The organism is Streptomyces sp. NPDC004327, from assembly GCF_042873935.1.
Taxonomy (GTDB): domain Bacteria; phylum Actinomycetota; class Actinomycetes; order Streptomycetales; family Streptomycetaceae; genus Streptomyces.
Window position 1 is genome coordinate 60,252 of sequence record NZ_JBIAME010000015.1, and the last position, 26,770, is coordinate 87,021.

Consider the following 26,770-nt stretch of genomic DNA (forward strand, 5'->3'; position numbering starts at 1 on the left):
CACACAATCCTTCAAGCTCCGTCACTTTCTTTGCCGGTTCGGTCGTCGCTGAACTGCCCTTCTTGTCAGAGGTCTTGACAACCCAATTGGTCTGGACCAACTTGTTCCGCGCACCTCCCCTCCCCCACTCCCCCCTCCGGAGGAAGCACGTGGACCGCACCACCAGAGCCACCCTGACGCTCGCCGTCAGCGCCGGGCTCGTCCTCGCCGGCGTCGGCGCCGGCACCGCCCAGGCCGCGGACGTCAACGTCGCCAGGAACGCCGGTTTCGAGAACGGCCTCGCCAACTGGTCCTGCTCGGCCGGCAGCGGCACCGTCGTGTCCTCGCCCGTGCGCAGCGGCACGGGCGCGCTGCGCGCCACCCCGGCCGGCCTGGACAACGCCCAGTGCGTCCAGACCGTCGCCGTGAAGCCGAGCTCCACGTACACGCTGAGCGCCTGGGTGCAGGGCGGCTACGCCTACCTCGGCGCGAGCGGCACCGGCACCACCGACGTCTCCACCTGGACGCCGGACAGCGCGGGCTGGAAGCAGCTGACGACCACCTTCACCACCGGCGCGGGCACCACGTCCGTGCAGGTCTACACGCACGGGTGGTACGGCACGGCCGCCTACTCGGTCGACGACGTGAGCGTCCTCGGCCCCGACGGAGGCGGCGGCACCGACCCGGCGCCCACCGTCCCGGGCGCCCCGGCGGGCCTCGCCGCGGGCTCCGTGAGCTCGTCCTCCGTCTCCCTCAGCTGGGGCGCGGTCACCGGCGCCACCGGCTACAAGGTCTACCGGGACGGCGCCCTCGCGGCGACGGTGAGCGGCACCTCGGCCACCGTCACGGGCCTGGCCGCGAGCACCTCGTACCAGTTCCAGGTCGCGGCGACCAACGCCGCCGGCGAGTCGCCCAAGTCGGCGGCGGTCACCGCGAAGACGTCCGACGCGACCGACCCGGGCCCCGGCCCGGCCGTGCCCAGGCACGCACTGACCGGCTACTGGCAGAACTTCGACAACGGCGCCGCCGTGCAGAAGCTGCGGGACGTCCCGTCGCAGTACGACATCATCGCCGTCTCCTTCGCGGACGCCACCACCACGCCCGGCCGGATCTCCTTCACCCTCGACCCGGCCGTCGGCTACGCCTCCGCCGCCGACTTCAAGGCCGACATCACGGCCAAGAAGGCGGCCGGCAAGTCGGTGATCCTCTCGGTCGGCGGCGAGAAGGGCAACGTCGCCGTCAACAGCGACGCCTCCGCCACCGCCTTCGCCGACAGCGCGTACGCGCTGATGCAGGAGTACGGCTTCAACGGCGTCGACATCGACCTGGAGAACGGCGTCAACTCCACGTACCTGACGAAGGCGCTGCGCCAGCTGTCCGCCAAGGCCGGCTCGTCGCTGGTCCTGACGATGGCGCCGCAGACGATCGACATGCAGTCGACCGGGACCGAGTACTTCAAGACCGCGCTCGCCGTGAAGGACATCCTCACGGTGGTCAACATGCAGTACTACAACAGCGGTTCGATGCTCGGCTGCGACGGCAAGGTCTACAGCCAGGGCTCGGTCGACTTCCTCACCGCGCTCGCCTGCATCCAGCTCCAGGGCGGCCTGGACGCCTCCCAGGTCGGCCTCGGCGTACCCGCCTCGACGCGCGGCGCCGGCAGCGGCTACGTCGACCCGCAGATCGTGAAGAACGCCCTCGACTGCCTGGCCAAGGGCACGGGTTGCGGCACGTTCAAGCCGTCGCGGACGTACCCGGGGATCCGCGGGGCCATGACCTGGTCGACGAACTGGGACGCGACGGCGGGCAGCGCCTGGTCGAACGCGGTGGGCCCGCACGTGCACGGCCTGCCGTAACCGCTCCTCCCTTCGGGGGAATCCGTGCGCAGCGCCGCCGCTCCCCCGGCGGCGCTGCGCCGTTTCCCGGGCCGGGCCGGGAAGAATGTGGCCGAAGCCTTCGCTTGACCGGTTCATGCCACGCGTCGACCATGTCAGCACCGCACGACCGTCACGTAGGTCCGTCTGCTTGTCGCACTCCCCCACACTCCCCACCCAGGAGACAGCATGCGACTTCGTCCACGCGGAAAGCCGGCCCTCGTCGCCGCGCTCATGGCACTCGCGCTCGCGGTGCCCGTCACGACCGCCGCCACCGGCAACGCCCGCGCCGTCGCCGGCACCGTCACCGCCCGGGGCGGCGAGGAGGTGATCCGGCAGTACGAGATCGCCGGGCCCACCACCGTCGCCGAGCGCTCCGCGCTCACCGCCACCGGCGTCTCCCTCGACGAGGTCGACGCCGGCCATGTCGTCGTCAGCGCCGACGCCCGCCAGCTCGCCCACCTCAAGAGCCTCGGCTACGAGCCGACGGCCCTGCCCGCGCCGCCCGACCGCGGCAAGAGCGCCGCCTCGGCGCTCGGCCCGCTCGACTTCCCCTCCGCCGACGCGAAGTACCACAACTACGCGGAGATGAACGCCGAGATCGACCAGCGGCTCGCCGCCTACCCGTCGATCATGAGCAAGCAGGTCATCGGCAAGACCTACCAGGGCCGCGACATCGTCGCCCTCAAGATCAGCGACAACGTCGGCACCGACGAGAACGAGCCCGAGGTCCTCTTCACCGCCCACCAGCACGCCCGTGAGCACCTCACCATCGAGATGGCGCTCTACCTGCTGCGCGAACTCGGCGCCGGCTACGGCACCGACCCGCGCATCACCAACATGGTCAACAGCCGCGAGATCTGGATCGTGCCGGACCTCAACCCGGACGGCGGCGAGTACGACATCGCCACCGGCTCCTACCGCAGCTGGCGCAAGAACCGCCAGCCCAACTCCGGCTCCTCGTACGTCGGCACGGACCTCAACCGCAACTGGGACTACAAGTGGGGCTGCTGCGGCGGCTCCTCCTCCTCCAAGAGCTCCGAGACCTACCGCGGCGCCGCACCCGCCTCCGCGCCCGAGGTGAAGGTCGTCGCCGACTTCGTCCGCTCCCGCGTCGTCGGCGGCAAGCAGCAGATCACCGCCGCCATCGACTTCCACACCTACAGCGAACTCGTCCTGTGGCCCTTCGGCTGGACCACCGCCGACACCGCCACCGGCATGACCCAGGACGACCGCGACGCCTTCGCCGCCATCGGGAAGAAGATGGCCGACAGCAACGGCTACACGCCCGAGCAGTCCAGCGATCTCTACATCACCGACGGCTCGATCGACGACTACCTCTGGGGCACCCAGAAGATCTTCGCCTACACCTTCGAGATGTACCCGACCTCGTCCCTGAACGGCGGCTTCTACCCGCCCGACGAGGTGATCGAGCGCGAGACCAGCCGCAACAAGGACGCCGTGCTGCAGCTCCTGGAGAACGCGGACTGCATGTACCGGTCGATCGGCAAGGCCGCGCAGTACTGCTAGTCGCTCTCCGGGCTCCCGGCGCGCAGGGCGCCCACCGCGCTCACCGCGCTCTCGGCGTTGCTCTCGGCGTTCTCGTCGAAGTAGGCGTCCAGGACCGCGTCGAGGAGTGACTCCCATTCCTTGACGCGGTCCTTCGAGCTCGCGTCCACGTCGGCCGTGTACCAGCGCCGGTTGGGCGTGTGCACGGTCACCGAGAGCCGCTTGCCGAAACGGGCGGTCGCCGTCTCGACCGCGCCGATCTCGTCCCAGCGGAAGTCGCAGCTCTCCTCGTCCAGGCTCAGCCGCACACCGGTGGCGTCGGCCACGATCCGGGCGCGCCGGTCGGCGGCCTCGAAGACGGGTCCGTCGACGACGGTCTCCTCGGCGGAATCCGGCTCGCCGTCCGCCACGACCGCGTCGCCCGGCTCGTCCGCCACGACCGCGTCCGCCGGCTCGTCCGCCGGCTCCCGCGGCACGTCGGGCTCGACGCCCGTCGCGCCCGTGATGCCCGGCACGAACGCCGGGTCCGTCGCGGCGCCGTGCACCGCCTGCATGCTGGGTCCGTTGCGCTGCTCCACGGCGGCAGTATGGCTGATGATCCTGTGAGTGTTCGAACCATCCGCCGATCCGCCGCCGCTCGATCCGCCGATCCGTCAGCCGATCCGCCGGACGATGCCGGTCGGTCCGCCCTCCGTCAGCCGATCCGTCAGCCGGTCCGTCAGTCGAGTACGGCCATCGCGTCGATCTCGATGAGCAGACCCTTCGGCAGCCCGACGTACACCGTCGTGCGCGCCGCGGCGGGCGCCCTGAGGCCCTGCTCCTCGAAGTAGGCGTTGTAGATCTCGTTCATCTCGGCGAAGTGGTCCACGTCGGTGAGGTAGACGCGCATCATCATCACGTCGTCCCAGGTGGCGCCGCCCTCCTCCAGGATCGCCTTGACGTTGGCGAAGGTCTGGAGGGTCTGCTCGCGCAGGGTCGGGCCGGCCGGCGTCGGGGCCCGGCCCGCCACCGCCGGGAGGAAGCCGACCTGGCCGGCGACCTGGAGGATGTTTCCCTTCCGCACGCCGTGGGAGAACTTCGCGGGCGGGGTGGTGTGGGTGGCGGGCGTGAGGGCGGTCTTCTCGGTCATGCGCTGTCCTTGGAGGTGTCCTGCGGCGGGGTGGTGCCGGAGTAGTCGTTGCTGATGTCGTCGGCCGCGCTGCGCACCAGCGGCAGCAGGGCGAGGAGTTCCTCGGCCGTGACGACCACGTTGGGCGCCGACACCGACATCGCGGCGACGACCCGGCCGTCGGCGCCGCGGATCGGCGCGGCGACGCAGTTGATGGACTCCTCGTGGCCGCCGAGGTCGGTCGCCCAGCCCTGTTCGCGCACGGCCGCCAGCTCCTTGAGGAAGGCGGCGGCGTTCGGCGTCGAACGGGACGTGTAGAGGGGGTAGTCGAGCTTCGCGGCGAGCGCGCGGCGCTCGTCCTCGGGCAGGTCGGCGAGGAGCAGCTTGGCGACGGCGGCGACGGTGATCGCGACGGGCTTGCCGATCCGCGAGTACATCCGGACCGGGTAGCGGCTCTCGACCTTGTCGATGTAGAGGACCTCGCCCTCCTCGTGGACGGCGAGGTGGACGGTGTGGCCGGTCCGCTCGTTGAGGGCGACGAGGTGGGGGTGGGCGATCTCGCGCACGTCGAGGTTCTCGACGGCTTCCTGCGCGAGCGCGAACAGCCGGGCGCCGAGGCGGTAGCGCTGGTCCTGCTGACGGTAGACCAGGCCGTGCTCGTGGAGCGTGCGGAGCAGGCGCAGCGCGGTCGACTTGTGCACGCCGAGCCGCTCGGCGACCTGCCCGAGGTCGGCGGGCCCCTGCGCGAGCAGCGGCAGGATGCTGAGCGCACGGTCGACGGTCTGGCTCATGGCGTACGTACCTCCTGGTCCTGCCCCGTCCACCCGGGGCCGAGGTGCAGTCTCCCCCAGGCCGCGTCGTCGAGGGCGGCGAGCCGGTCGGCGTGGGCGCGGCGGGGCGGTGCGGCGACGTCGCCGGGCGTGGTGAGGGCGGCGGCGGCCATGAGGTGCCCGTGCCGCAGGCGCGCGGTCACGTCGAGCCCGCGGAGGGTCGCGGACAGGAACCCGGCGGCGAAGGCGTCGCCGGCGCCGGCGGAGGAGACGACGTGGACGCGGGGCGCGGGGACGTGGGTGGCGGTGCCGTCCGCGTCCGCCGTGCCCGCGCGGGCTTCGGGGCCGCGGTCGAACGCGATGGCCCCGCCGCTGCCGAGCTTGACCACGAGGAGTTGCGGGCCGGGTACGGCGTCGGCGATGGCTCTGGTGCTCTTCAGGCCCCACACCGCCCGTGCCTCGTCCGCTCCCACGAACACGATGTCCGCTCCCCGCGCCAGCTCTAGCAGCACCCGCCCGCCGTCCTTCTCCCGTCCGGCCCACAGCCCCGGCCGGAAGTTCACGTCGAACGAGACGAGCGGCCGGCCGGTCCTGGGCGCCGTCAGCTCGCGCGTCAGGGCCAGGCAGGAGTCCGACAGCGCGGCGGTGATCCCGGACAGGTGCAGCACGCGCCCCGCCGTGACCGACTCGTACGGCACGTTCTCGGGCGACATCGCCGACGCGGCCGAACCGGCCCGGTAGTACGCGACCTCGTGGCCCGCGTCGGCCCGGTCCGTGGCCGTGCGGAAGTAGACGCCGGTGGGGCGGGCGGGGTCGCGGACGACGGCGGAGACGTCGACGCCGTACGCGCGGATCGCCTCGACGAGGTGGTCGCCGAAGCCGTCGCGGCCGACGCGGCCCACCCAGCGGGCGCGGTGTCCGGCGGCGGCGAGGGCGCAGGCGACGTTGGACTCGGCGCCGCCGATGGCGCGGTCGAAGGCGGGGACGCGGGCGAGCGGGCCGGGGCGGGTGGGCAGGAAGGCGACCATGGACTCGCCGAGGCAGACGACGTCCGGAGTGACGCCGGGACCGTGAACGGAGGGCGGGGTTCCGGTCACCGGCGGACTCCTTATCGTTGACCCGACATCGGCCCGGATGTTAGACAGCTCAATGCGATATACGCAATGAGCGTTGCACATAATGCAACGCACATGCGACGAGGAGGCCCCATGCCCGACCTGGCGAACGAGGTCGTCGACCACCGTTTCAAGGCCCTGCCGCCCGACGCCGAGGGCCTGACCGTCGGCGAGCTGGCCGCCCAGCGCCGCAACCTCTTCACCGGCGGCTTCACCACTCCGGTCCTCGCGCTCTCCGCCGAGTCCGTCGAGCACAACCTCCGCCTCCTGGAGACCTACGCCGAGCGCCACGGCCTCGCCTTCGCGCCGCACGGCAAGACCTCCATGGCCCCGCAGCTCTTCGACCGGCAGATCGAGCACGGCGCCTGGGGCATCACGGCCGCCGTCCCGCACCAGGTCCGCGTCTACCGCGCGCACGGCGTCGCCCGGATCTTCCTCGCCAACGAGGTCGTCGACCCGGTCGCGCTGCGCTGGCTGGCGGCCGAGCTCGACGCCGACCCCGGCTTCGAGCTCGTCTGCTACGTCGACTCCGTCCGTGGCGTGGAGCTGATGGACGAGGCCCTGCGCGCGGCCGGCGCGCGGCGCGCCGTGGACGTCGTGGTGGAGCTGGGCGCGGCCGAGGCCGGGCGCACGGGTGTGCGGACCGACGCCGAGTGCGAGGCGGTGGCCGACGCCGTGGCGGCGACGGACCGGCTGCGGCTCGTCGGCGTGGCGGGGTACGAGGCGACGATGCCGAAGGCCGACGCCTCGCTCGTACGGGAGTGGCTGAACCGGCTGGTCGGGCTCGCGGTCGCGTTCGACAAGGCGGGCCGGTTCGCGCCCGACCTGCCGGAGATCGTCGTGAGCGCGGGCGGCAGCGAGTGGTTCGACACGGTCGCCGACGTGTTCGCCGCGATCCCCGGGCTCTCCCGCCCGGTCCTGAAGCTGCTGCGTTCGGGCGCGTACGTGTCGCACGACGACGGCCAGTACCGGGAGCGGACGCCGTTCAACCGGGTCCCGGAGGAGGGCGCGCTGCAGCCGGCGTTCCGGCTGTGGTCCCAGGTCGTGTCCCGGCCCAACGCCGAGCAGGCGTTCACGAACGCGGGCAAGCGCGACGCCGCCCACGACCTGCACCTGCCGGAGGCCCAGGTCGTACGGGACGGGCGCACCGGCGAGATCCGGCCGGCCGAGGGCGTCACGGTGACCGCGCTCTCCGACCAGCACGCGTGGCTGCGCACCGAGCCGGGCGCGGACGTGGAGGTCGGCGACTGGGTGGGGATGGGCCTGTCCCACCCGTGCACGTCCTTCGACAAGTGGCAGCTGATCCCGCTGGTGGCGGCGGACGGCACGGTCGTCGACTACATCCGTACGTTCTTCTAGTCACGCGACCCGAGGAGCCCGGGGTGGACCTCGTCTTCCAGGACGCCGAGGTCGTCGACGGCAGCGGCGCGCCCTCCTACCGCGCCGACGTGGCGATCGCCGGCGGCCGGATCGCGGCGATCGTCAAGGAGGGCGCGGCGGCCGGCTGCCTGCGCCCCACGGCCCGGCGCGTCATCGACGCCGAGGGGCTGGCGCTGTCCCCGGGCTTCGTCGACATGCACGCCCACAGCGACCTCGCGCTGCTGCGCGACCCGGACCACAGCGCGAAGGCCGCGCAGGGCGTGACCCTGGAGGTCCTGGGCCAGGACGGGCTGTCGTACGCGCCGGTGGACGACCGCACGCTCGACGAGGTCCGCCGGACGATCGCCGGCTGGAACGGCGACGGCCCCGAGGGCGCGGGCGTCGACTTCGACTGGCGGACCGTCGGCGAGTACCTGGACCGGCTGGACCGCGCGCACGGCGGTCGGGGCATCGCGGTGAACGCCGCCTACCTCGTCCCGCAGGGCACCGTGCGGATGTACGCGGTCGGCTGGGAGGACCGGCCGGCGACCGGCGCCGAGCTGGACCGCATGCGTCGGCTCGTCGCCGAGGGCATGGAGCAGGGTGCGGTCGGCATGTCCTCCGGCCTCACCTACACGCCCGGGATGTACGCGCCCGACGCCGAGCTGACCGAGCTGTGCCGGGTCGTGGCGCGGTACGGCGGCTACTACTGCCCGCACCACCGCTCGTACGGGGCGGGCGCGCTGCGGGCGTACGAGGAGATGGTGCGGCTCGCGGCGGACGCCGGCTGCGCCCTGCACCTGGCGCACGCCACGATGAACTTCGGCGTGAACGAGGGGCGGGCGCCCGAGCTGCTCGCGCTGCTCGACGCGGCCCTCGCGGGCGGCGCGGACATCAGCCTCGACTCCTACCCGTACACGCCGGGCTGCACGACGCTGGCGGCCGTGCTGCCGAGCTGGGCGCACGAGGGCGGGCCGGAGGCGCTGCTCGCGCGGCTGCGGGACGCGGGGACGGCGGAGCGGATCCGGCACGACCTGGAGGTGACCGGCTCGGACGGCTGCCACGGGGTGCCGGTGGAGTGGGAGACGATCGAGATCTCGGGCGTGACCGACCCGGCGCTGTCCGACGCCGTGGGCCTGCGCGTGCCCGACTGGGCGACGGCGCGCCGGCTGCTGCTCGCCGACCGGCTCGGCCCGACGATCCTCCAGCACGTGGGCCACGAGTCCAACGTCCGCGCGATCATGCGCCACCGCGTCCACACGGCCGGCTCGGACGGCATCCTCCACGGCGCCAAGCCCCATCCCCGCGCCTACGGCACCTTCCCCGAGTACCTGGGCCGCTATGTCCGCGAGGAGGGCGTCCTCACCCTGGAGGAGTGCGTCGCCCACCTCACCTCCCGCCCCGCCGCGCGCCTCCGGCTGCCCGACCGGGGCCTGGTGCGCGAGGGCTACGTCGCCGACCTCGTCCTGTTCGATCCGGCGACGGTCGCGTCGGGAGCGACGTACGAACGGCCGAGGGCCCTGCCGGTGGGGATCCCGTACGTGCTGGTCAACGGCCGGTTCGTGATCGAGGAGGGGCGACGGACGGACGCGCTCGCGGGCCGGGCGCTGCGTCGGGCACCGGCCTTGGGATAGCGGGCGGGCCGCCCCACCGCTCCCGCCGCGTCCACACCAGCCCCAGCGCCAGCGCGAGGCCCGCCAGCGCGAAGCCGTACGCCGGTGTGTGTCCCGACGGCGCCGTCTCGTACGTCAGGGCCGCGCACAGCACCGCGAGGAACTGCCCGAGCCGCCCGGACCACGCCTCGCCGCCACTCGCCACGGCCACCACGCACACGCCCCACAGCACGTACCACGGCTGCACCATCGGCGAGAGCGCGACGAGCACGAGCAGCGAGACGCCGAGCCCGAGGACGACGTCCGTCCGGCCCTTCCGGGCCCGCCACGCCAGCACGCCGATGACCGCGACGGCCACCGCCAGGCCCAGCTTCTGCACCGCGCCCTTCACCGGCTCCGGGTCGTCCCCGACGAGCAGCCCGAGGCCGAGGCCGAGGTCGCTGGTGACGGAGAGCGCGGTGTGGATGGTGGCGGCCACGCTCTGGGTGCGCAGCCAGCCGAAGCCGGTGCCGGCCAGGACGGTGGCGCCGGCGGCGACCGCGCCCGCCACGGCCCCCGGCAGCACGAGCCCGGCCGCGACGCCCCGGCTCCGGGCGACGAGCACGCCCACGAACAGCAGCGCGACCGCCGCCGGCGACTTGACCATCATCGCGAGGCCGAGGACCGCGCTGCCGGCCACCCACCGCCCGCGCACGGCGAGCAGCAGGCCGCACAGCACCAGCGCGATCATCAGGCCGTCGTTGTGCAGGCCGCCCACGACGTGGATGAGCAGGAGCGGGTTCAGCGCGGCGAGCCACAGCGCGCCCGGGCCGCCGCCCAGGCCGCGCACGGCCCACACGATCAGCGCGAGCGCGGCGAGGGCGACGAGCCGGAAGCCGAGCACGGCGGGGAGCACCGAGCCGCCGGTGAGCTTGACGACGGCCTGGGCGAGGACGAGGAAGACGGGGCCGTACGGGGCGGGGGTGTCGGTCCAGTGGCCGCCGACGCTCGCGGCGGCGTCGTGGCCGAGTTCGCCGGGGGCCAGCACGGAGGGTCCGGCGCCGTAGACGTCGTGGCCTTCGAGGACCATCGCGCCCTGGGCGATGTAGCTGTAGACGTCGGCGCTGTAGAGCGGCGGGGCGAGCAGGAGCGGCCCGGCCCACCAGCCGAGGGTGACCAGCGGCCGGCCGTCGGCTCCGGCGACGAGCCGGCGCCCGTACTGCCACCACGCCAGGAGCAGCAGGGTCAGCCCGAGGTAGGCGAGGACGGCGCCGGCCGTCTCGGTGCCCGGGGCGCGCGGCTGCCACAGGCCCCACCCGCCGCGCACCGGGAGCGTCCCGGCGGCCCAGCCGCCGACGGTGACGGCGAGCGAACCGGCCGCGCCGAGCCACCGGCAGCCGGCGGTGCTGAAAACCCACATGACGGGACAACCTATCCTGCGGCGCCGCCACGCGCGTCCGGCCGCGGCCCGCCGGGCCCGCTCACCTCGGCTTGCGCCGGCCGGGCGCGGAGCCCGACTTCCCGGGGCCGCTCCCGCCGGCGGTGGCGGTCGGCGCCGGCGCGGACGCCGTGGCCGTGACCTTGCCCGCGCCCGTCGCCGTGGCGCTCGGCTTGGCGGTCACCGCCGGGCCCGACGGCGCGGCGGTGGCCGACGGCGGGATCACCGCTCCGGCGGCGTCGCCCTGGCCGCCGCCCTCGCCGGATCCCTCGCCCGTCCCCGCGTCGCCCTGGTCGCGCTGGATCAGCGCCGGCATCCCGGGCTGTCCGCCGTCCACGGCGGGTCCGGGCCGGCTGGCCGGGCCGGAGTCGAGGGAGCCGACGGCGGCGAGGACGCCGATGGCGACGACGGCGCCGCTCCCGATCACCCAGAGCGGGCCGGGGCCCCGGCGTTTGGGGGCATGGCGGCGGCGGGCGCGTCTCGGGGGCTCGGCGCCCCCCGTCTCGTACTGGCTCACGAGGCGTGATTGTAGGGAGCACGACACACACCCTCGTCGCCCCTCCCCCGGGTGACGTGTCCCAAAACACGGAGCGCCCCGCCGCACCCGGCCGTAAGCTCTCGTCATGCAGGTGATCCAGTCCACGAAGCTCGCCAACGTCTGTTACGAAATCCGGGGCCCGGTGCTCGAAGAGGCGATGCGGCTTGAGGCCGCGGGTCATCGCATCCTCAAGCTCAACACCGGAAACCCGGCCGCCTTCGGCTTCGAGTGTCCGCCCGCCATCCTCGAGGACGTGCTGCGCAACCTCGCCGAGGCGCACGGCTACGGGGACGCGAAGGGCCTGCTGTCCGCGCGGCGCGCGATCATGAGCCACTACGAGACCAAGGGCATCCCGCTCTCGGTCGAGGACATCTACCTCGGCAACGGCGTCTCCGAGCTGATCCAGATGGCGATGCAGGCGCTGCTCGACGACGGCGACGAGGTGCTCGTCCCGGCCCCGGACTATCCGCTGTGGACGGCTTCGGTGTCGCTCGCGGGCGGTACGGCCGTGCACTACCGCTGCGACGAGCAGGCGGACTGGATGCCGGACCTGGCCGACATCGAGCGGAAGATCACCGACCGCACCAAGGCGATCGTGATCATCAACCCGAACAACCCGACCGGCGCCGTCTACGACGACGAGATGCTGCGCGGCCTGACCGAGATCGCCCGCCGGCACAACCTGGTGGTCTGCTCGGACGAGATCTACGACAAGATCCTCTACGACGGCACCACGCACACGCCGACCGCCGCCATCGCCCCGGACCTCCTCTGCCTCACCTTCAACGGGATGAGCAAGAACTACCGGGTGGCCGGCTTCCGCTCCGGCTGGCTCGCGGTCTGCGGCCCGAAGGCGCACGCCTCCTCGTACATCGAGGGCCTGACGATCCTGGCCAACATGCGGCTGTGCGCCAACATGCCGGCCCAGCACGCGGTGGCCGCGGCCCTCCAGGGGCGGCAGTCGATCGAGGACCTGGTGCTGCCGGGCGGCCGGCTCCTGGAGCAGCGGGACGTGGCGTACGAGCTGCTGACGCAGATCCCGGGCGTGACCTGCGTGAAGCCGAAGGGCGCGCTGTATCTGTTCCCGCGGCTCGACCCGGCCGTCTACAAGATCAAGGACGACCGGCAGATGGTCCTGGACCTACTGCGGGCCGAGAAGATCATGGTGGTGCACGGGACGGGCTTCAACTGGCACGAGCCGGACCACTTCCGGATCGTGACCCTGCCGAACGCCACGGACCTGGCCGATGCCGTGACCCGGATCGGCACCTTCCTGGACGGCTACAGCCAGCACTGACGCCGCCCCGGACCGGAGCCCGGCCCGTTTCTTGACCCAGCCTTTCCGGACTCTGCTCAACTTTAGATCAAATCCAAGCTAGGATGCCTCCAGAGCTACCGCAGGAGGCCGTCCCATGTACGAACCGATCCGCACCAAGTCGGTCCACCGGACGGCCGACGACGACCGGAACCCCGACACCTACCCGCACCGCTCGCGCGGGGAGGAGCTGGACATCCAGCTCGCCGGCCACCTCGCCGCCCTGCTCGCCGTCACCGACGAGCTCGGCGACGACCGGGCCGGCGAGCTCATCGCCCGCCAGGTCGCCCGGCTGCGCGGCGCGCCCCCGGCGCGTCACGCGGGGCTGAGCAGCGCGCCCGCCGAGGACCTGCACCGCAAGGCGCACACGCTGGCGGGCCGGGCGCTGGTCGTCGCCGCCTCCCGGGCGGACACGACCGCCGCGATCCTCGCCGCCGAGCGGATGGACGCGCACACGGCGGCGCTGTCCGGCGACCCGCTGGTCGCCACCCCCTGATCGGCCCCGGTCCGCGCGTACACGAAGCCGCGCGGACCGGGCGCCACCCAAGCCGGACGCCTGCCGTCCGGTTCGTTTCCGGGATCGTCGCTTCACCCGCCGTACACCCAACTCCCCCTGGAATGTGGGTTTCCGCGAGCACGCTGCCCGCGTGAGACGCATCCTGGGAATCGTCCTCGCCGTCCTGCTCCTCGGCGGCGTGGCCGCCGCCCTCGTGGTGGGCGGCGACAAGGACGACAGCGGCACGGCAACGAAGACCGTGCGAGGAGTCATCGGGTCGGAGAAGGCGGAGTTCTTCGCCGATCCCGAGGTCGTGAAGGCCCTGGCAGCCAAGGGCCTCACCGTACGGACGGAGACCTCCGGGTCCTGGGACATGGAGGAACTGCCCCTCAAGGGCTACGACTTCGCGTTCCCGTCCGCCAAGGCGCCCGCCGACGAGCTGAAGGCGAAGGCCAAGGTGACGACCGCCCCGCTGCGGCCGTTCTACTCGCCGCTCGTCGTCGTCGCGCACAGCGCCGCCGCCCAGGTCCTCGCGGACAACGGGCTCGCCGCGCTCGGCCCCGGCGGCCACACCGGCACCCTGAGGATGGACGCCTATCTGGCCGCGGCCCGCGCCGACCGCACCTGGCAGCAGCTCAAGGGCTCCGCCGGGCACGCCGAGCTGACCGGCACTCTCTTCATCACCTCCACCGACCCCGTCGCCTCCAACTCCGGCGCGCTCTACCTCGCCGCCGCGAGCTATGTCGCCGACGGCGGCCGGGTCGCCGGGGACAAGGCGGCCGTCGACCGCACGGCGCCGCTGATGCGCAAGCTGATCCAGGTGCAGGGCGCCCAGCAGTCCAGCTCGGACGCGCCCTTCCGGGACTTCGTCAGCGGCGTCGGGAACCCGCTGGTCCTGGTGTACGAGTCGCAGGTCGCGTCCCAGCTCCTGGCGAAGCAGCAGATGGGCGACCTGGTGGTGCTCTACCCGGACACCACCGTCAACAGCGACCACACCCTCGTCCCGCTCACCGAGGCCGGCCGCACCCTCGGCGAACTCCTGTCCACCGACCCGGAGCTGCGCAAGCTCGCGGTCCGGCACGGCTTCCGTCCGCAGGGCGCGGCGGCCGAGTTCACCGCCGCCACCGCCGGCCACGCCGGCTACCTCAACCAGACGCTCACCGGAGTCCGCCAGGCGCCCGTGCCCACCTACCAGGTGCTGCACCGGATGGCGCTGCGGGCCCGCGACCAGGGGGACACCGCATGACGCTCCAGCCGCCCACCGAGACCCCGCTCGTCCTCACCCCGCCGGAGCCGGTCGCGCCGATCCGCGCCGAGCAGGCCGCCACGCTCGTGCCGCTCGACGACGCCAAGCGCACCGAGATGGAGCGGCGGGCCGCCGAGTACGTGGGCTCGCTCGCCGGACTCGACGCCCGCTCCCCGGAGTTCACCGGCCGCATCGGCGAGATCGCCGGGCTCGGCTCCGGCGAGATGCGCAGCGCCGCCCAGCAGTCCAACCGGATGCTGGACCGCACCGTCCGCTCCCTCGGCTCGGCCGGCGGCGACGCCACGACCAGGGTCGGCGGCTCGCTCGTCGAACTGCGCCGCACCATCGAGGACCTCGACCCGCGCGACACGCCCGCCAAGGGCGTGCGGAGCCTGCTGTCGAAGCTGCCGGGCGGGAACCGGCTGCGCGACCACATCGCGAAGTACGCCTCCTCGCAGGAGACCATCAACCGCATCCTCGACGCACTGAAGGGCGGCCAGGACGAACTGCGGCGCGACAACGCGGCGTTGCAGACGGAGCGGGCCCGGCTGTGGGAGACCATGGGCCGGCTCCAGGAGTACGCGGTGCTCACCGAGGCCCTCGACGCGGCCGTCGAGCAGCGCCTCGCCCACGCCGCCGACCCGGTCCAGGCGGACGCGCTGCGCGCCGACGTGCTCTTCCCGGTCCGGCAGAAGCACCAGGACCTGCTGACCCAGCTCGCGGTGTGCGCGCAGGGCTACCTCGCCATGGACGTGGTCCGGCGCAACAACGACGAGCTGATCAAGGGCGTGGACCGGGCCGCCACGACCACGGTGACCGCGCTGCGGATCGCGGTGATGCTGGCGTCCGCGCTCGACCACCAGAAGAAGGTCGTCGAGCAGGTCAACGCGCTGCGCGGGACGACCGAGCAGCTCATCCAGGGCAACGCGGCCGCGCTCGCCGGCCAGACCGGCGACATCCAGCGGCTCGCGGCGGAGCCCGCGGTGGGCCTGGAGACCGTGCGCACCGCCTTCCAGCAGATCTACTCGACGCTCGACGCGATCGACACGTACAAGGTCCGCGCGACCGAGTCGATGGCCCAGACGGTGGACGCGCTCTCCGCCGAACTGCGCACGGCGAGCTCCTACCTGGAGCGCACGCAGGCGCGCGAGGGCGGTTCCGGTTCCGGCGCGGCCGGCATCCTCGAAGGGGGCCGCGGATGAGATCCCGTACCCGGATCCGTACGGGCTTCCGTACCCGGATCCGTGCCCGCTTCCGTACCGGCCGCGTCGCCGGCGCCGTGCTCGCCCTGGCCCTCGCGGCCACCGGGTGTTCCGACGGCGACGGCGACGGCAAGGGCACCGCCGACTCCGGCGAGTACCGCCCCGGCACGCTCCGCGTCCTCGCCTCCTCCGAGCTCGCCGACATGGCGCCCGTCCTGGAGGAGGCCCGCAAGGCCACCGGCGTCACCGTCCGCCCCACCTACGCCGGCACGCTCGACGCCGCCAAGCGGATCGCCTCGGGCGAGGCCGACAAGCAGTTCGACGCCGTGTGGCTGTCGTCCAACGACTATCTGCGGCTCAACCCGGACTCCGCCCGCCGGATCACCGGCGAGACGCCCGTCATGACCTCCCCGGTCGCCCTCGGCATCCGGCCCGCGGCCGTGGCCCGGCTGGGCTGGGACCCGAAGAAGGTCACCTGGGCGCAGATCGACCAGGCCGTCGCGCAGAAGCGGCTCAGCTACGGCATGACGGACCCGCTGCGTTCCAACTCCGGTTTCTCCGCGCTCGTCTCGGTCGCCTCGGGCCTGTCGGGCGCGCAGTCCGCGCTCACCGACAAGGACGTGAAGGCGGCCACGCCGAAGCTGAAGGAGTTCTTCACCGGGCAGAAGCTGACCTCCGGCTCCTCCGGCTGGCTCGCCACCGCCTACGCCCGGCGCCCCGACGTCGACGCGGTCGTCAACTACGAGTCGGTGCTGCTGTCGATCCCGGGCGGGCTCACCGTGATCCGCCCGGCGGACGGCGTGGTCACCGCGGACTATCCGCTGACCTCGCTGACCGCCGCCCGCCCCGAGGCGAAGGACGCGGTGCGCCGGCTCGCCGCGCAGCTGCGCACCCCGGCGGCCCAGCGGCTGATCACCGAGCGGACGAAGCGCCGCCCGGTGGTGCCGGGCGTCGCCCCGGCGGCCGGTCTGGCCACCGACCCGCGGCGCGAACTGCCGTTCCCCGGCAGCCGTTCGGTCGCGGACGGGCTGCTCGACTCGTACGACAACACGCTGCGCCGCCCGTCCCGCACGGTCTACGTCCTCGACACCTCCGGCTCGATGGAGGGCGAGCGGCTCGACCGGCTGAAGGCGGCGCTGACCGAGCTGACCGGCGACTTCCGGGACCGCGAGGAGGTGACGATGATGCCGTTCGGCACGGGCGTGAAGAGCGACGAGGTCACCACCCACACCGTCGACCCGGGCGCGCCGAAGGCCGCGCTCGACGCGATCCGCGGCGACGCGTCCCGGCTCAGCGCCTCCGGCGGCACGGCGATCTACTCCAGCCTGAAGGAGGCGTACGCGCGGCTCGACGACGCGCGCGCGGACGACACGTTCACGTCGATCGTGCTGATGACGGACGGCGCCAACACCGACGGCGACCCGGCCGCCGCCTTCGACACCTTCCACGACCGCTCGCTCAGCCCGGCCCAGCAGCGCATCCCGGTCTTCCCGATCCTGTTCGGCGACTCGGACAGGGCGGCGCTCGACCACATCGCGCAGCTCACCGGCGGCAAGCTGTTCGACGCGACGACGGGCTCGCTCGACGGGGCCTTCGAGGAGATCCGTGGCTACCAGTAACCGCCTGCTGAGATACGTCGAGTCGCGCAAGAACCTCACGGGCTGCGCCTGCGGCATCGCCGGGGTGGCGCTCACCCTGACGACCGGCGCCGCCGGCTCGCTGTGGCCGCTGGTGGTGGCAGGCCTGTACGGCGCGGGCGCGCTGATCGCCCCGCCCGAGCGTCCGGCCACGCCGGCCTTCCCGGAGCCGGCCGAGCAGGTCGAGGCGCTGCGCGGGGACCTGGTCCTGCTGCGTGCGTATCTCGCCGAGGTGGAGCTGCCGCCGGCCGCGCACGGCCGGATGACCGAGCTGGACACGCTCGTCGGAGCGCTGCTCGAACCGGGCTGGGTGAGCGACCCGGAGCAGGTCCGGGTGCTGGCCCGGGCGGTGCGCCAGGACATCCCGGAGGCGGTCGACGCGTTCGTCCGCAGCCGGTGGTGGTCCCGTGCCGTGCCGGGCGCCGAGCCTCCGGAGCGCCATCTGGAACGGCAGTTGGCCGCGCTGCACGCGGAGGCGGCGGAGATCGCCTCGGCGCTCCAGGACGCGGAGGCCCGCCGGCAGCAGACCCACACCCGCTATCTGGAGGACCGGGGCCGCTGAGCGGAGGAGGAGGTGCGCCGGCCCCCGGAGCCGTGAGGGGGCTCCGGGGGCCGGATGCGTCGTGACGGGCCGTCGTGACCCCAGCTGGTCAGGGCGGAAATCGGGGCAACCCGCCACGAGTCTTCAGGGGCTCAGCCCAGGCGCTCGACCAGCGCGTTGTACTGGTCCCACAGCTCCTTCGGCGTGTGCGTGCCGAAGGTCTCCAGGTGCGCGGGGACCAGGCCGGCCTCCTCGCGCCAGACGTCCTTGTCGACGGTGAGCAGGAAGTCCAGGTCCTCCTCGGCCAGGTCCAGGCCGTCGGTGTCCAGGGCCTCCTTCGTCGGCAGGATGCCGATGGGGGTCTCGACGCCCTCGGCCTTGCCGTCGAGGCGCTCGACGATCCACTTCAGGACGCGGCTGTTCTCGCCGAAGCCGGGCCAGACGAACTTGCCGGCGTCGTTCTTGCGGAACCAGTTGACGTAGTAGATCTTCGGCAGCTTCGCGGCGTCCGCGGTCTGACCGATCTTGATCCAGTGCGCCATGTAGTCGCCCATGTTGTAGCCGCAGAACGGCAGCATGGCGAAGGGGTCGCGGCGCAGCTCGCCGACCTTGCCCTCGGCGGCGGCGGTCTTCTCGGAGGCCACGTTGGCACCGAGGAAGACGCCGTGGTTCCAGTCGAAGGACTCGGTGACCAGCGGGACGGCGGAGGCGCGGCGGCCGCCGAAGAGGATCGCCGAGATCGGCACGCCCTTCGGGTCCTCCCACTCCGGCGCGATGATCGGGCACTGCCCGGCCGGGACGGTGAAGCGGGCGTTGGGGTGGGCGGCCGGGGTCTCGGACTCCGGCGTCCAGTCGTTGCCCTTCCAGTCGGTGAGGTGCTGGGGCAGCTCCTCGGTCATGCCCTCCCACCAGACGTCGCCGTCGTCGGTGAGCGCGACGTTCGTGAAGACGGAGTTGCCCCACATCGTCTTCATGGCGTTGGCGTTGGTGTGCTCGCCGGTGCCGGGCGCGACGCCGAAGAAGCCGGCCTCGGGGTTGATCGCGTAGAGGCGGCCGTCCTCGCCGAAGCGCATCCAGGCGATGTCGTCGCCGATGGTCTCCACGGTCCAGCCGGAGATCGTGGGCTCCAGCATGGCGAGGTTGGTCTTGCCACAGGCGGACGGGAAGGCGGCGGCCACGTACTTGGCCTCGCCCTGCGGCGGCGTCAGCTTGAGGATGAGCATGTGCTCGGCGAGCCAGCCCTCGTCGCGCGCCATGACGGACGCGATGCGCAGCGCGTAGCACTTCTTGCCGAGCAGGGCGTTGCCGCCGTAGCCGGAACCGTAGGACCAGATCTCGCGGGTCTCCGGGAAGTGCGAGATGTACTTGGTGCTGTTGCACGGCCACGGCACGTCGGCCTCGCCCTCGGCGAGCGGGGCGCCGAGGGTGTGGACGGCCTTGACGAAGAAGCCGTCGGTGCCGAGCTCGTCGAGGACGGCCTGTCCCATGCGGGTCATGGTGCGCATGGAGACGGCGACGTACGCGGAGTCGGTGATCTCGACGCCGATGGCGGAGAGCTCGGAGCCGACCGGGCCCATGCAGAAGGGCACGACGTACATGGTGCGGCCCTTCATGGAGCCGCGGAAGATGCCCTTCTCGCCCGCGAAGATCTGCTTCATCTCCGCCGGGGCCTTCCAGTGGTTGGTCGGGCCCGCGTCCTCCTCCTTCTCGGAGCAGATGAAGGTCCGGTCCTCGACGCGCGCGACGTCGGTCGGGTCGGAGGCGGCGTAGTACGAGTTCGGGCGCTTGATCGGGTCGAGCTTCTTGAAGGTCCCCTTCGCGACGAGCTCCTCACAGAGGCGCTCGTACTCGGCCTCGGACCCGTCGCACCAGACGACGGCGTCGGGCTGCGTGATCTCGGCGATCTCGTTGACCCAGGAGACGAGCTCCTGGTGCTGGGTGGGGACGGTGGAGGGAGCCGCGTTGTCGCGCGCCACGATTGCTCCTTGTAGAGGGGTTTTTAAGATGTATGCCCCTTGGGGGCTGCGACCCGGATGCGTCGTAGGCGCTCATCCGGTGCCGACCGCACTCATTTGATCATCCGACGCTTCCGCGCATATGTCCAGAGGGCCGCACACGTGAGCATCGCCACTCATATCCACTGCTTACGATCACGTAGGTACGATGCCGAACCATGACAGCAGCCTCGCCGGACCTCACCGCCACGGAGCAGCGCCCGGCGCTGCCGCTCCCGCTCAAGCCGAGACTCCGAGGCTGGCTGCACGCCGGAATGTTCCCCGCGGTGATCGTCGCGGGGCTCGTCCTGGTGGCCCTCTCCGACTCGCCGCGGGCCCGGATCGCCTGCGGCATCTACGTGCTCACGGCCTGTCTGCTGTTCGGCATCAGCGCCCTGTACCACCGCGGCAACTGGGGACCGCGCGGCGAGGCCGTGCTGCGGCGGCTCGACCACGCCAACATCTTCCTCATCATCGCGGGCACCTATACCCCGCTGACGCTGCTCCTCCTCCCCGACTCCACCGGCCGGCCCCTCATGTGGGCGGTCTGGGCGGCGGCCGCGGCCGGCATCGCCTTCCGGGTCTTCTGGGTCGGCGCGCCCCGCTGGCTGTACACGCCCTGCTACATCGCGATGGGCTGGGCCGCCGTCTTCTTCCTGCCCGACTTCATGCGGGCCGGCGGCATCGCCGTCCTCGTCCTGGTGATCGTCGGCGGCGTCCTCTACAGCGCGGGCGGCGTGATCTACGGCATGAAGCGCCCGAACCCGTCCCCGCGCTGGTTCGGCTTCCACGAGGTCTTCCACTCCTTCACCCTCGCCGCGTTCATCGTCCACTACGTCGGCATCTCGCTGGTGGCGTACACCCACGCCTGACCAGGGACAATGGTGTCCGTGACCGACACCCCCGCCCGCCCGTCCCTGCGCGAGCGCAAGAAGCTCAAGACCCGCGCCGCGATCCGGAAGGCGGCCTACCGGCTGGTGTCCGCGCAGGGGTACGAGGCCACCACCATCGAGCAGATCGCCGCGGCGGCCGAGGTCTCGCCGTCCACGGTCGTCCGCTACTTCCCGGTCAAGGAGGACATCCTCCTCACCGACGACCTGGACGACCTCCTCGTCGACCGGCTGCGCGCCCGCCCCGCCGGCGAGGACCCGCTCGACTCGCTGCGCGCGGTGATCCTCGAAGCCGTCGGCGCCGCGCTCGCCGAGGAGCCGGCGGACACCCTGCTGCGGGCCCGCTTCCTGGTGGAGATCCCGGCCGTCCGCGCCCGCTTCACCGAGACCACCGCCGACACCGGCCGGCTGCTCTCCGGCGCCGTCGCCGAGCGCACCGGCCGCGACCCCGACGACCTGGAGGTGCGGGTCTTCACCGCCGCCGTGCTCGGCGCGCTGCGCGAGGCCACCGTGCACTGGGCCGAACACGGCCGCGGCGACGACCTCGTGACGCTCCTCGACCGGACCGTCGACACCCTCAAGGGCGGCCTGACGCTGCGCCCGGCCGGCCCAGGGCCGCTCTGACCACCTCGCCCGACGCCGGGTTCCCGGCGCAGCCGAACACCCCGTGCGGGCAGTAGTCGGTGAAGGTCTGGTAGACCGGCCGCTGCCGCGCGAACCAGTCCAGCATCCCGCGTACGTACGCCGGATCGTCCCCGTTGCGGAACAGCCCCCACTCGGGGAACGACACCGGCTTGCCGTGCGCCGCCGCGAAGCGGGCGTGGAAGGCGAGCCCGTACGGCTCCGCCACCTGCTCCGCGAACGACAGCCCGGCCGGCTGGTCGTAGGCGTCCATGCCGACGATGTCCACCACGTCGTCGCCGGGCCAGCAGCGCGTCCACGGGACGGCGTCGGGCCCGCGGCTCGGCGTGAAGTCGAAGCGGAAGCGCTGCCCCGGCACCTGCCGCAGCACGGTCACCGTCCGCCGCCAGTACGCCTTCCAGGCCGCCGGGTCCGGCCCGCAGCGGTGGGTGTACGTGGTGCCGTTCATCTCCCAGCCGAGCACGAGGACCGCGTCGCCGAGCCGGTGCGCCACGAGCCGCTCGCCGAGCGCGCGGAAGTGCGCGTCGAACGCCCCGGACGCCCCGCGCCGCAGCCCCGCCCGCACCTCCGGGTCGCCGACGCCCTCCTCGTTGCGGTCCATCAGCGGCACGTTGAGCACGAAGAGCCGGCCCGGCCGCTGCTCCTTCCACCGCGCCCACGGCCCGAACAGCGCCGGATGGCCCTCGATGTTGGACCAGCGGTCGCCCGGCAGATAGGTGTGCCCGACCGTCAGCTCCGTGCCGCCCAGCCACTTCTCCACCTCGGCGATCCGCCGCACCCCGGCCTCGTCCGAGCCGGTGAAGAAGCCCGCCGGCACGCTCGCCGGCTCCCGCTCGGGCTCCCGCGCGGGCTCCGTCACGGGCCGCGCCAGCGGATCGCGGCCGTCCGGCGCGAGCCGCCCGTACGACACCAGGCACACGAGAACGGCCGCGAGCAGCACGGTCAGTGCCACTCGCGGCCAGGTCGTCGTCCGGGCCGTCACCCGGGAACGCGGGAGGCGCACGTCAGCTGGTCCAGAACTCCCACCAGCGGGTCAGGATCAGCATCCCGATGATCCCGATGTGCAGCACCGGCAGCGCGAAGGTGAAGTCCCCGAGGAAGCCCTTCACCGCGGCAGGCGCGGGCAGCAGCCCACGGCGCACGTTGTGCGCGGTGGTGTACCAGAACATGGTGATCGTCGCGCACCAGGCCAGACAGCACCACAGGCACAGCGAGTTGATCTCGTACAGCGACTGCTGCATCAGCCAGGTGCAGAAGCCGACGCCGAACAGCATGCCCGCGTTCAGGCCGAGCCAGAACCAGCCCCGGTAGCGGGCGCCGGCCAGGATCCCGGCGCCCACGGCGACGACGACGGCGTACGTGACGAGGCCCAGCATCGGGTTCGGGAAGCCGAACACACCCGCCTGCTCGCTCTTCATGATGTTGCCGCAGGAGACCACCGGGTTGAGGCTGCACCCCGGCGTGAAGCCCGGGTCCTCCAGGAGCCTGAACTTGTCGATCGTGATCACCCAGCCGGCGAGCAGGCCCGCCGCGCCGGTCACGACCAGCATCCAGGCGAAGGCCCGGCTCGCGCCGATCCCCGCTCCGCCCGCCCGCCCGCCGTCCCGGTCCGTCTCCGGGTCCCGGTGCCGGGGCCCGGGGACCGCCGTCCCGCCGCGCACGTTCACCGTCGTCATCGCGCCGACCCCTGCCCGCTCAGCCCTGGATCCGGCTCACCGGCACCGCGACGAGACCGGAGTTGCGCACGACGGCGTCGTCCATCAGGAACGCCTTGAGGCGGTCCTCCGCGAGCTGCGCCCCCGGCTGCGCGTCCGGCCACGGCACGACCGGGATCTTCACGATGACGTGGCCGGTCTCGTGGGCCGCCGCCTGCCACTCCGCCGACACCGGGCACTGCGCGTTCATGAACGGCAGGGTGAGCACCGCCCGCTCCGCCTCGACGAGCAGATGCGCGCCGATCCCGCGGTCCTGGCCGGCGTCGACGACGACGCCGCCGACCGGCACGCCCATGTCCTCCAGGGTCTGCCGCAGCTCCGCCTCGCCGGCCTCCCGGCCGTGCAGGCCGTCGCCGAGCGAATACACCATCAGAAAGGGAGTGGCGGGCATCTCGTCGGTGGGCCCGAGGGTCCACGAGATGACGGTGAGCGTCCCCATCGAATGGGCACTGTGCGCCTTGGACGCGACATGGGAAGTGGTCATGAATCCGGATGCTAGGGGACGAACGCCCGCCTGCCGGAGCCGAATTCACTCATTCGGCCGATTATCCGTCCATGGGCATTTGAGCCGCAACGAACCGGGGTTTTCATCGTTGTGCCCATAGGGCACAAGCCGACCCCAGGAGATCACTCATGATCGTCCCGCGCCGAGTGGCCTTGCGTTCGCTTTTCGCACTGGCCGTCACCGCCTTCACGGGCGGCGCACTGACCCGCATCACCGCCTTACCCGCCAGGGACGCCCCCGCGGCCGCCGAGGACCCGCACGCCTTCGACGAGATGTACGCGGGCCGCCGCATCCAGGGCTTCGCGGGCCCGACCGGCGAGCCGGTGGCCCTCGTCGACGGCCGGCCGCTGCATCTGATGCGCTGCGCCGACGGCGGCTGGGTCACCCCCATCGACCACTACGAGTCCTGTCCGACGCCGCTCGCGGCCACCCGCGCGGCCGTGGCCGACCTCGGTCCGGCCCCGCTGAGCCGGTACGCCGCGTGGCACGGCGACCACGGCGGCGAGAGCACCCACCCGGGAGGGAGCCCGCGTGGCGTACACGCGTAAGAACCAGCGCGACCTGACGAGCGCCGAGCGCCGGCGCTTCGTCTCCGCCGTCCTGGAGCTCAAACGGTCCGGGAAGTACGACGAGTTCGTGCGCACCCACATCGACTACTACGTCGCCGACGGCGAGGGGAAGCTGCGGGTCGCGCACATGTGCCCGAGCTTCCTGCCCTGGCACCGCAAGTTCCTGCTCGAGTTCGAGCGGGCGCTGCGCCGGATCGACCCGGCGGTGACCGTGCCGTACTGGGACTGGACCCGGGACAACACGCCGGCCGCCGCGATCTGGGGCGAGGACTTCATGGGCGGCAACGGCCGGCGCGGCGACTTCCAGGTGACGACCGGCCCGTTCGCCTACGCGGGCGGGAAGTGGACCGTGCGCTACGGGATGACCGAACAGCGCTTCCTGAGCCGGGACTTCGGCCGCCCGCGCGATCCGATCGCGCTGCCGACGGCGGCGGACGTCGACCTGGCGATGCGGGAGCGGACGTACGACACGGCGCCCTGGAACTCCACCAGCGGCTCCGGCTTCCGCAACCGTCTGGAGGGCTGGGGGTCCGGCTCGGGCAACTCCCGCTTCCGGCTGCACAACCGGGTGCACCGCTGGGTCGGCGGCCTGATGCTGGGCGGCGGCTCGGTCAACGACCCGGTGTTCTGGCTGCACCACGCCTACATCGACCTGCTCTGGTCGCGCTGGCAGGCCCGCAACCCGGGGGCCGGCTATCTGCCGAAGAGCCCGCCGCCACTGGGCGACCCGCAGTACCGCAAGGTCGCCGCGCTGCACGAGCGGCTCGGCCCGTGGAACCTGACGCCGGCGGAGCTGCTCGACCACAGCGCGGTCTACCGGTACGCGTGAGGCGTCCGGCACCGCAGACGACGTGTCCCCCCGGCCCAGCGGGCCGGGGGGACACGTCGCACTACGAGTGGTGCTGGACGAGGGCCGGATCAGCCGCCGTAGCCGCCCTCGCCGCCGTGGCCGTCGACGTTCGCGCACTGGTTGCCGAAGGCCGGGTTGATCAGACCGATGACGTTGACGGTGTTGCCGCAGAGGTTGATCGGCACGTGGACCGGGACCTGCACGACGTTGCCGGAGGCGACACCGGGCGAGTGGGCGGCGACGGCCTCCGCGCCGGCGTCGGCGACGGCCAGGCCGGCACCGGTCATGGCAACGGCACCGGTGCCGGCGAGAACAGCGGCAGCCTTCGCGATGCGAGACATCAGGAACTCCTTGAACGTGGAAAGCGACCGAGAGAATCACGGTCACGTGTGTCGTTCAACGGCGGAACGACCATAGGGTCACGGCCATTGCGCCGAATGGGAACGAAGAATCGTAAGAACCGGAAGGGCCAACGGAATCGGCCATTCCGAAGATGGCCCGCGGACGTCCGCCCGCCCGCCGCCGGATGCGACGGAACGCGCCGGAAGCCGCGGGCCGCGGCCATGCGACAAGCCTTTCCCTGCAACGAGCGGAACCCTCGGGGGTGGCGGGAAGAATCGTGTCTTCACCCGCCGGGCCGCGGCTCGTACAAAGAAACGCCCGCCCGGAACGTCAGCGCGCGTCCGGGTGCAGACCCAGCTGGGGGTCGAGCGCGCCGCCGAGCGACGGCGTCAGCACACCGGCCTGCGGCACGCCGACCTCCGGCAGCCCGCCGAGCCCGTCGCCTGCCGGGGCACCGAGCGGGTTGCCGACGACGGCGCCGGGCGTGACGGCCTTCATGTCCGCGCGCGGGCTGCTGAGTTCGGCCGTGCCCGGCTCGCTGTCCTTGAGGAGCTCGGGCAGCGGCGCCGCGATGTCGGTCCTCGACAGCGCGCTGTCCAGCGGTACGCGGGGCAGGGTGAGGTCCGGCAGTGCCGCGCCGTGGCCCTGGTGGAAGCCGGTGGGCGCGCCGGGAATGGGGGTGGGGACGCCGGTGGCGATGGTGGGGGCGTCGCCCGGGAGCACCTGGTCGAGGCCCTGCAGCGGGATGACCACGGGCGCGTCGGCGGCGGCCGGGGAGGCCAGGGCCGCCGAGGCGAAGGCGGCGGCGAGGAGCCCCAGACCGGCGTGAGATCGCAGATTCATGTCCTGCAAACGAGTTGCCGGGCCGTTTCGTGACGGCATTCGCCTGAGTGCAGCAACGCACGGCCCCCACCGGTGATCCGGTGGGGGCCGTGGTTGACGATCCGGCCGGCGGTCAGCCGCCGAGCGGGCCCGCGCCCAGCGGCAGACCGCCGAGCAGCGCCGGGGCGCCGCCGCCCTTGCCGGTCCGGTTCAGCTGCGTCGCGGCGTCGGTGACGGTCTTCACCGGGGAGCCCTCCGTGGTGCTGCTGAGCGCGTCCGTCTTCAGGCCGCCGCTGGTCAGCGAGCCGAGGCCACCGGGCAGGCCGGTGGGCAGCACCGACTCCGCGGCCATCGCGGGCGCGGCGACGCCCATGGCGAGCAGGGAACCGGCGACGGCCGCGGCAACCTGGGTGGGCTTCATGAAGAGAGTCCTTCCTCGTGTGACCTGCGCGAGCAAGTCGCTTGCCGTACACGGGAGTTGAGTGCTTCCGGGTACGTTCGTCCTGCCCTGGGTAACGAGACGCGCACCCGGCGGGAAACCCCGGCGGCAACGGTTTTCGCGACACTGCACCCGAATGACGGAAACGGCCGTGGGCCCCCCCGCCCCCCCGGGGGGGCCCGCCCGGGGGGGCCCCCGCCGGGGGCCCGCCCGCCCCCGGGGGGGGGGGGCGCCCCCCCCCCCCCCCCCGGGCCCCCGCGCCGGGCCGGGGGGGCCGGCCGGG

Annotated in this window: 27 protein-coding genes; 14 read left to right on the plus strand and 13 right to left on the minus strand. The window is 72.8% G+C overall.

The window, feature by feature from the left end:
- The first annotated feature begins 149 nt into the window (after positions 1-149).
- On the plus strand, positions 150-1,835 hold the full coding sequence (locus ACFYU9_RS36370) for a chitinase (protein ID WP_389347902.1): 1,686 nt from the start codon (positions 150-152) through the stop codon (positions 1,833-1,835).
- Between the two features lie 207 nt (positions 1,836-2,042).
- A complete protein-coding gene (locus ACFYU9_RS36375; RefSeq protein ID WP_389347904.1) occupies positions 2,043-3,383 on the plus strand; it encodes a M14 family metallopeptidase in 1,341 nt (446 codons plus the stop codon).
- On the opposite strand, the gene ACFYU9_RS36380 is transcribed toward ACFYU9_RS36375, so the two are convergent.
- The 4 genes from ACFYU9_RS36380 to ACFYU9_RS36395 form a co-directional block, all read right to left on the minus strand.
- On the minus strand, positions 3,380-3,940 hold the full coding sequence (locus ACFYU9_RS36380) for a hypothetical protein (protein WP_389347906.1): 561 nt from the start codon (positions 3,938-3,940) through the stop codon (positions 3,380-3,382). The two genes, ACFYU9_RS36375 and ACFYU9_RS36380, sit on opposite strands and share 4 nt — an antisense overlap.
- 140 nt (positions 3,941-4,080) lie before the next feature.
- A complete protein-coding gene (locus ACFYU9_RS36385; protein WP_389347908.1) occupies positions 4,081-4,491 on the minus strand; it encodes a RidA family protein in 411 nt (136 codons plus the stop codon).
- Entirely contained in the window at positions 4,488-5,261 is a 774-nt protein-coding gene (locus ACFYU9_RS36390; protein ID WP_389347910.1) for an IclR family transcriptional regulator, read from the minus strand. Before ACFYU9_RS36390 ends, ACFYU9_RS36385 begins: the two co-directional genes overlap by 4 nt.
- Positions 5,258-6,337: a sugar kinase gene (locus ACFYU9_RS36395; RefSeq protein ID WP_389347912.1), complete on the minus strand. Its 1,080-nt coding sequence runs from the start codon at positions 6,335-6,337 to the stop codon at positions 5,258-5,260. The genes ACFYU9_RS36390 and ACFYU9_RS36395 overlap by 4 nt, the downstream gene beginning before the upstream one ends.
- A gap of 66 nt (positions 6,338-6,403) precedes the next feature.
- Between ACFYU9_RS36395 and ACFYU9_RS36400 the strand changes: the two genes are divergently transcribed.
- Together ACFYU9_RS36400 and ACFYU9_RS36405 are read left to right on the plus strand one after the other, a co-directional pair.
- Positions 6,404-7,714, plus strand: coding sequence for an alanine racemase (locus tag ACFYU9_RS36400; protein ID WP_389347914.1), 1,311 nt, complete (start codon positions 6,404-6,406; stop codon positions 7,712-7,714).
- A 23-nt stretch (positions 7,715-7,737) separates the two neighbouring features.
- The gene (locus ACFYU9_RS36405; RefSeq protein WP_389347916.1) at positions 7,738-9,348 is read left to right on the plus strand and encodes an amidohydrolase family protein; all 1,611 of its coding nucleotides are present in this window, start codon (positions 7,738-7,740) and stop codon (positions 9,346-9,348) included.
- On the opposite strand, the gene mptB is transcribed toward ACFYU9_RS36405, so the two are convergent.
- Positions 9,263-10,726 carry a polyprenol phosphomannose-dependent alpha 1,6 mannosyltransferase MptB gene (gene mptB / locus ACFYU9_RS36410; RefSeq protein ID WP_389347918.1) on the minus strand — a complete coding sequence of 488 codons (1,464 nt, stop codon included), beginning with the start codon at positions 10,724-10,726 and terminating at the stop codon, positions 9,263-9,265. The genes ACFYU9_RS36405 and mptB overlap by 86 nt on opposite strands.
- Positions 10,727-10,787: 61 nt before the next feature.
- Positions 10,788-11,261 carry a hypothetical protein gene (locus ACFYU9_RS36415; protein ID WP_389204533.1) on the minus strand — a complete coding sequence of 158 codons (474 nt, stop codon included), beginning with the start codon at positions 11,259-11,261 and terminating at the stop codon, positions 10,788-10,790.
- 106 nt (positions 11,262-11,367) lie between these two features.
- On the opposite strand from ACFYU9_RS36415, the gene ACFYU9_RS36420 reads away from it, so the two are divergent.
- From ACFYU9_RS36420 to ACFYU9_RS36445, 6 genes are all read left to right on the plus strand, one after another.
- Positions 11,368-12,579, plus strand: coding sequence for a pyridoxal phosphate-dependent aminotransferase (locus tag ACFYU9_RS36420; protein WP_389347920.1), 1,212 nt, complete (start codon positions 11,368-11,370; stop codon positions 12,577-12,579).
- Between the two features lie 115 nt (positions 12,580-12,694).
- The gene (locus ACFYU9_RS36425; protein WP_389347922.1) at positions 12,695-13,093 is read left to right on the plus strand and encodes a hypothetical protein; all 399 of its coding nucleotides are present in this window, start codon (positions 12,695-12,697) and stop codon (positions 13,091-13,093) included.
- A gap of 124 nt (positions 13,094-13,217) precedes the next feature.
- A complete protein-coding gene (locus tag ACFYU9_RS36430; RefSeq protein ID WP_389347924.1) occupies positions 13,218-14,339 on the plus strand; it encodes a hypothetical protein in 1,122 nt (373 codons plus the stop codon).
- Positions 14,336-15,541 (plus strand): toxic anion resistance protein, encoded by a 1,206-nt coding sequence (locus ACFYU9_RS36435; protein WP_389204537.1) that lies wholly within the window; start codon positions 14,336-14,338, stop codon positions 15,539-15,541. Before ACFYU9_RS36430 ends, ACFYU9_RS36435 begins: the two co-directional genes overlap by 4 nt.
- Positions 15,538-17,160 carry a substrate-binding domain-containing protein gene (locus ACFYU9_RS36440; RefSeq protein ID WP_389347926.1) on the plus strand — a complete coding sequence of 541 codons (1,623 nt, stop codon included), beginning with the start codon at positions 15,538-15,540 and terminating at the stop codon, positions 17,158-17,160. Before ACFYU9_RS36435 ends, ACFYU9_RS36440 begins: the two co-directional genes overlap by 4 nt.
- The gene (locus ACFYU9_RS36445; RefSeq protein WP_389347928.1) at positions 17,147-17,740 is read left to right on the plus strand and encodes a hypothetical protein; all 594 of its coding nucleotides are present in this window, start codon (positions 17,147-17,149) and stop codon (positions 17,738-17,740) included. The genes ACFYU9_RS36440 and ACFYU9_RS36445 overlap by 14 nt, the downstream gene beginning before the upstream one ends.
- Positions 17,741-17,871: 131 nt before the next feature.
- On the opposite strand, the gene ACFYU9_RS36450 is transcribed toward ACFYU9_RS36445, so the two are convergent.
- Positions 17,872-19,695 (minus strand): phosphoenolpyruvate carboxykinase (GTP), encoded by a 1,824-nt coding sequence (locus ACFYU9_RS36450; RefSeq protein WP_389204543.1) that lies wholly within the window; start codon positions 19,693-19,695, stop codon positions 17,872-17,874.
- A 197-nt stretch (positions 19,696-19,892) separates the two neighbouring features.
- On the opposite strand from ACFYU9_RS36450, the gene ACFYU9_RS36455 reads away from it, so the two are divergent.
- Both ACFYU9_RS36455 and ACFYU9_RS36460 read left to right on the plus strand, forming a co-directional pair.
- Positions 19,893-20,585: a hemolysin III family protein gene (locus ACFYU9_RS36455; RefSeq protein WP_389204544.1), complete on the plus strand. Its 693-nt coding sequence runs from the start codon at positions 19,893-19,895 to the stop codon at positions 20,583-20,585.
- Positions 20,586-20,594: 9 nt separating this feature from the next.
- The gene (locus ACFYU9_RS36460) at positions 20,595-21,227 is read left to right on the plus strand and encodes a TetR family transcriptional regulator (protein WP_389204545.1); all 633 of its coding nucleotides are present in this window, start codon (positions 20,595-20,597) and stop codon (positions 21,225-21,227) included.
- On the opposite strand, the gene ACFYU9_RS36465 is transcribed toward ACFYU9_RS36460, so the two are convergent.
- Genes ACFYU9_RS36465 through ACFYU9_RS36475 form a run of 3 tightly spaced genes read right to left on the minus strand, consistent with a single transcriptional unit; the run spans position 21,181 to position 23,444 of the window.
- Positions 21,181-22,248: a glycoside hydrolase family 26 protein gene (locus tag ACFYU9_RS36465; protein WP_389347930.1), complete on the minus strand. Its 1,068-nt coding sequence runs from the start codon at positions 22,246-22,248 to the stop codon at positions 21,181-21,183. The genes ACFYU9_RS36460 and ACFYU9_RS36465 overlap by 47 nt on opposite strands.
- Before the next feature lies 1 nt (position 22,249).
- Positions 22,250-22,921: a vitamin K epoxide reductase family protein gene (locus ACFYU9_RS36470; protein WP_389204548.1), complete on the minus strand. Its 672-nt coding sequence runs from the start codon at positions 22,919-22,921 to the stop codon at positions 22,250-22,252.
- A 19-nt stretch (positions 22,922-22,940) separates the two neighbouring features.
- On the minus strand, positions 22,941-23,444 hold the full coding sequence (locus ACFYU9_RS36475; RefSeq protein WP_389204549.1) for a DUF5949 family protein: 504 nt from the start codon (positions 23,442-23,444) through the stop codon (positions 22,941-22,943).
- A 149-nt stretch (positions 23,445-23,593) separates the two neighbouring features.
- On the opposite strand from ACFYU9_RS36475, the gene ACFYU9_RS36480 reads away from it, so the two are divergent.
- Together ACFYU9_RS36480 and ACFYU9_RS36485 are read left to right on the plus strand one after the other, a co-directional pair.
- Positions 23,594-24,013, plus strand: a complete 420-nt coding sequence (locus ACFYU9_RS36480) for a tyrosinase family oxidase copper chaperone (protein ID WP_389347932.1) — start codon at positions 23,594-23,596, stop codon at positions 24,011-24,013.
- On the plus strand, positions 23,997-24,863 hold the full coding sequence (locus ACFYU9_RS36485) for a tyrosinase family protein (RefSeq protein WP_389204551.1): 867 nt from the start codon (positions 23,997-23,999) through the stop codon (positions 24,861-24,863). Before ACFYU9_RS36480 ends, ACFYU9_RS36485 begins: the two co-directional genes overlap by 17 nt.
- Positions 24,864-24,952: 89 nt before the next feature.
- Here ACFYU9_RS36485 and ACFYU9_RS36490 read toward each other — a convergent pair whose 3' ends face one another.
- The 3 genes from ACFYU9_RS36490 to ACFYU9_RS36500 form a co-directional block, all read right to left on the minus strand.
- Positions 24,953-25,225 carry a chaplin gene (locus ACFYU9_RS36490; protein WP_389204552.1) on the minus strand — a complete coding sequence of 91 codons (273 nt, stop codon included), beginning with the start codon at positions 25,223-25,225 and terminating at the stop codon, positions 24,953-24,955.
- Positions 25,226-25,556: 331 nt separating this feature from the next.
- Positions 25,557-26,069 (minus strand): hypothetical protein, encoded by a 513-nt coding sequence (locus ACFYU9_RS36495; protein ID WP_389204553.1) that lies wholly within the window; start codon positions 26,067-26,069, stop codon positions 25,557-25,559.
- Between the two features lie 112 nt (positions 26,070-26,181).
- Positions 26,182-26,469: a hypothetical protein gene (locus tag ACFYU9_RS36500; protein ID WP_389347934.1), complete on the minus strand. Its 288-nt coding sequence runs from the start codon at positions 26,467-26,469 to the stop codon at positions 26,182-26,184.
- Between the last annotated feature and the right edge of the window lie 301 nt (positions 26,470-26,770).

Bases quoted from the DNA above. Each gene is read 5' to 3' on its own strand.
- ACFYU9_RS36440 (WP_389347926.1), top strand. From the start codon at position 15,538: ATGAGATCCCGTACCCGGATCCGTACGGGCTTCCGTACCCGGATCCGT.
- ACFYU9_RS36375 (WP_389347904.1), top strand. From the start codon at position 2,043: ATGCGACTTCGTCCACGCGGAAAGCCGGCCCTCGTCGCCGCGCTCATG.
- ACFYU9_RS36475 (WP_389204549.1), bottom strand. From the start codon at position 23,444: ATGACCACTTCCCATGTCGCGTCCAAGGCGCACAGTGCCCATTCGATG.
- ACFYU9_RS36500 (WP_389347934.1), bottom strand. From the start codon at position 26,469: ATGAAGCCCACCCAGGTTGCCGCGGCCGTCGCCGGTTCCCTGCTCGCC.
- mptB (WP_389347918.1), bottom strand. From the start codon at position 10,726: ATGTGGGTTTTCAGCACCGCCGGCTGCCGGTGGCTCGGCGCGGCCGGT.
- ACFYU9_RS36425 (WP_389347922.1), top strand. From the start codon at position 12,695: ATGTACGAACCGATCCGCACCAAGTCGGTCCACCGGACGGCCGACGAC.
- ACFYU9_RS36460 (WP_389204545.1), top strand. From the start codon at position 20,595: ATGGTGTCCGTGACCGACACCCCCGCCCGCCCGTCCCTGCGCGAGCGC.
- ACFYU9_RS36495 (WP_389204553.1), bottom strand. From the start codon at position 26,069: ATGAATCTGCGATCTCACGCCGGTCTGGGGCTCCTCGCCGCCGCCTTC.
- ACFYU9_RS36455 (WP_389204544.1), top strand. From the start codon at position 19,893: ATGACAGCAGCCTCGCCGGACCTCACCGCCACGGAGCAGCGCCCGGCG.
- ACFYU9_RS36400 (WP_389347914.1), top strand. From the start codon at position 6,404: ATGAGCGTTGCACATAATGCAACGCACATGCGACGAGGAGGCCCCATG.
- ACFYU9_RS36490 (WP_389204552.1), bottom strand. From the start codon at position 25,225: ATGTCTCGCATCGCGAAGGCTGCCGCTGTTCTCGCCGGCACCGGTGCC.
- ACFYU9_RS36470 (WP_389204548.1), bottom strand. From the start codon at position 22,921: ATGACGACGGTGAACGTGCGCGGCGGGACGGCGGTCCCCGGGCCCCGG.
- ACFYU9_RS36420 (WP_389347920.1), top strand. From the start codon at position 11,368: ATGCAGGTGATCCAGTCCACGAAGCTCGCCAACGTCTGTTACGAAATC.
- ACFYU9_RS36390 (WP_389347910.1), bottom strand. From the start codon at position 5,261: ATGAGCCAGACCGTCGACCGTGCGCTCAGCATCCTGCCGCTGCTCGCG.
- ACFYU9_RS36480 (WP_389347932.1), top strand. From the start codon at position 23,594: ATGATCGTCCCGCGCCGAGTGGCCTTGCGTTCGCTTTTCGCACTGGCC.
- ACFYU9_RS36385 (WP_389347908.1), bottom strand. From the start codon at position 4,491: ATGACCGAGAAGACCGCCCTCACGCCCGCCACCCACACCACCCCGCCC.
- ACFYU9_RS36435 (WP_389204537.1), top strand. From the start codon at position 14,336: ATGACGCTCCAGCCGCCCACCGAGACCCCGCTCGTCCTCACCCCGCCG.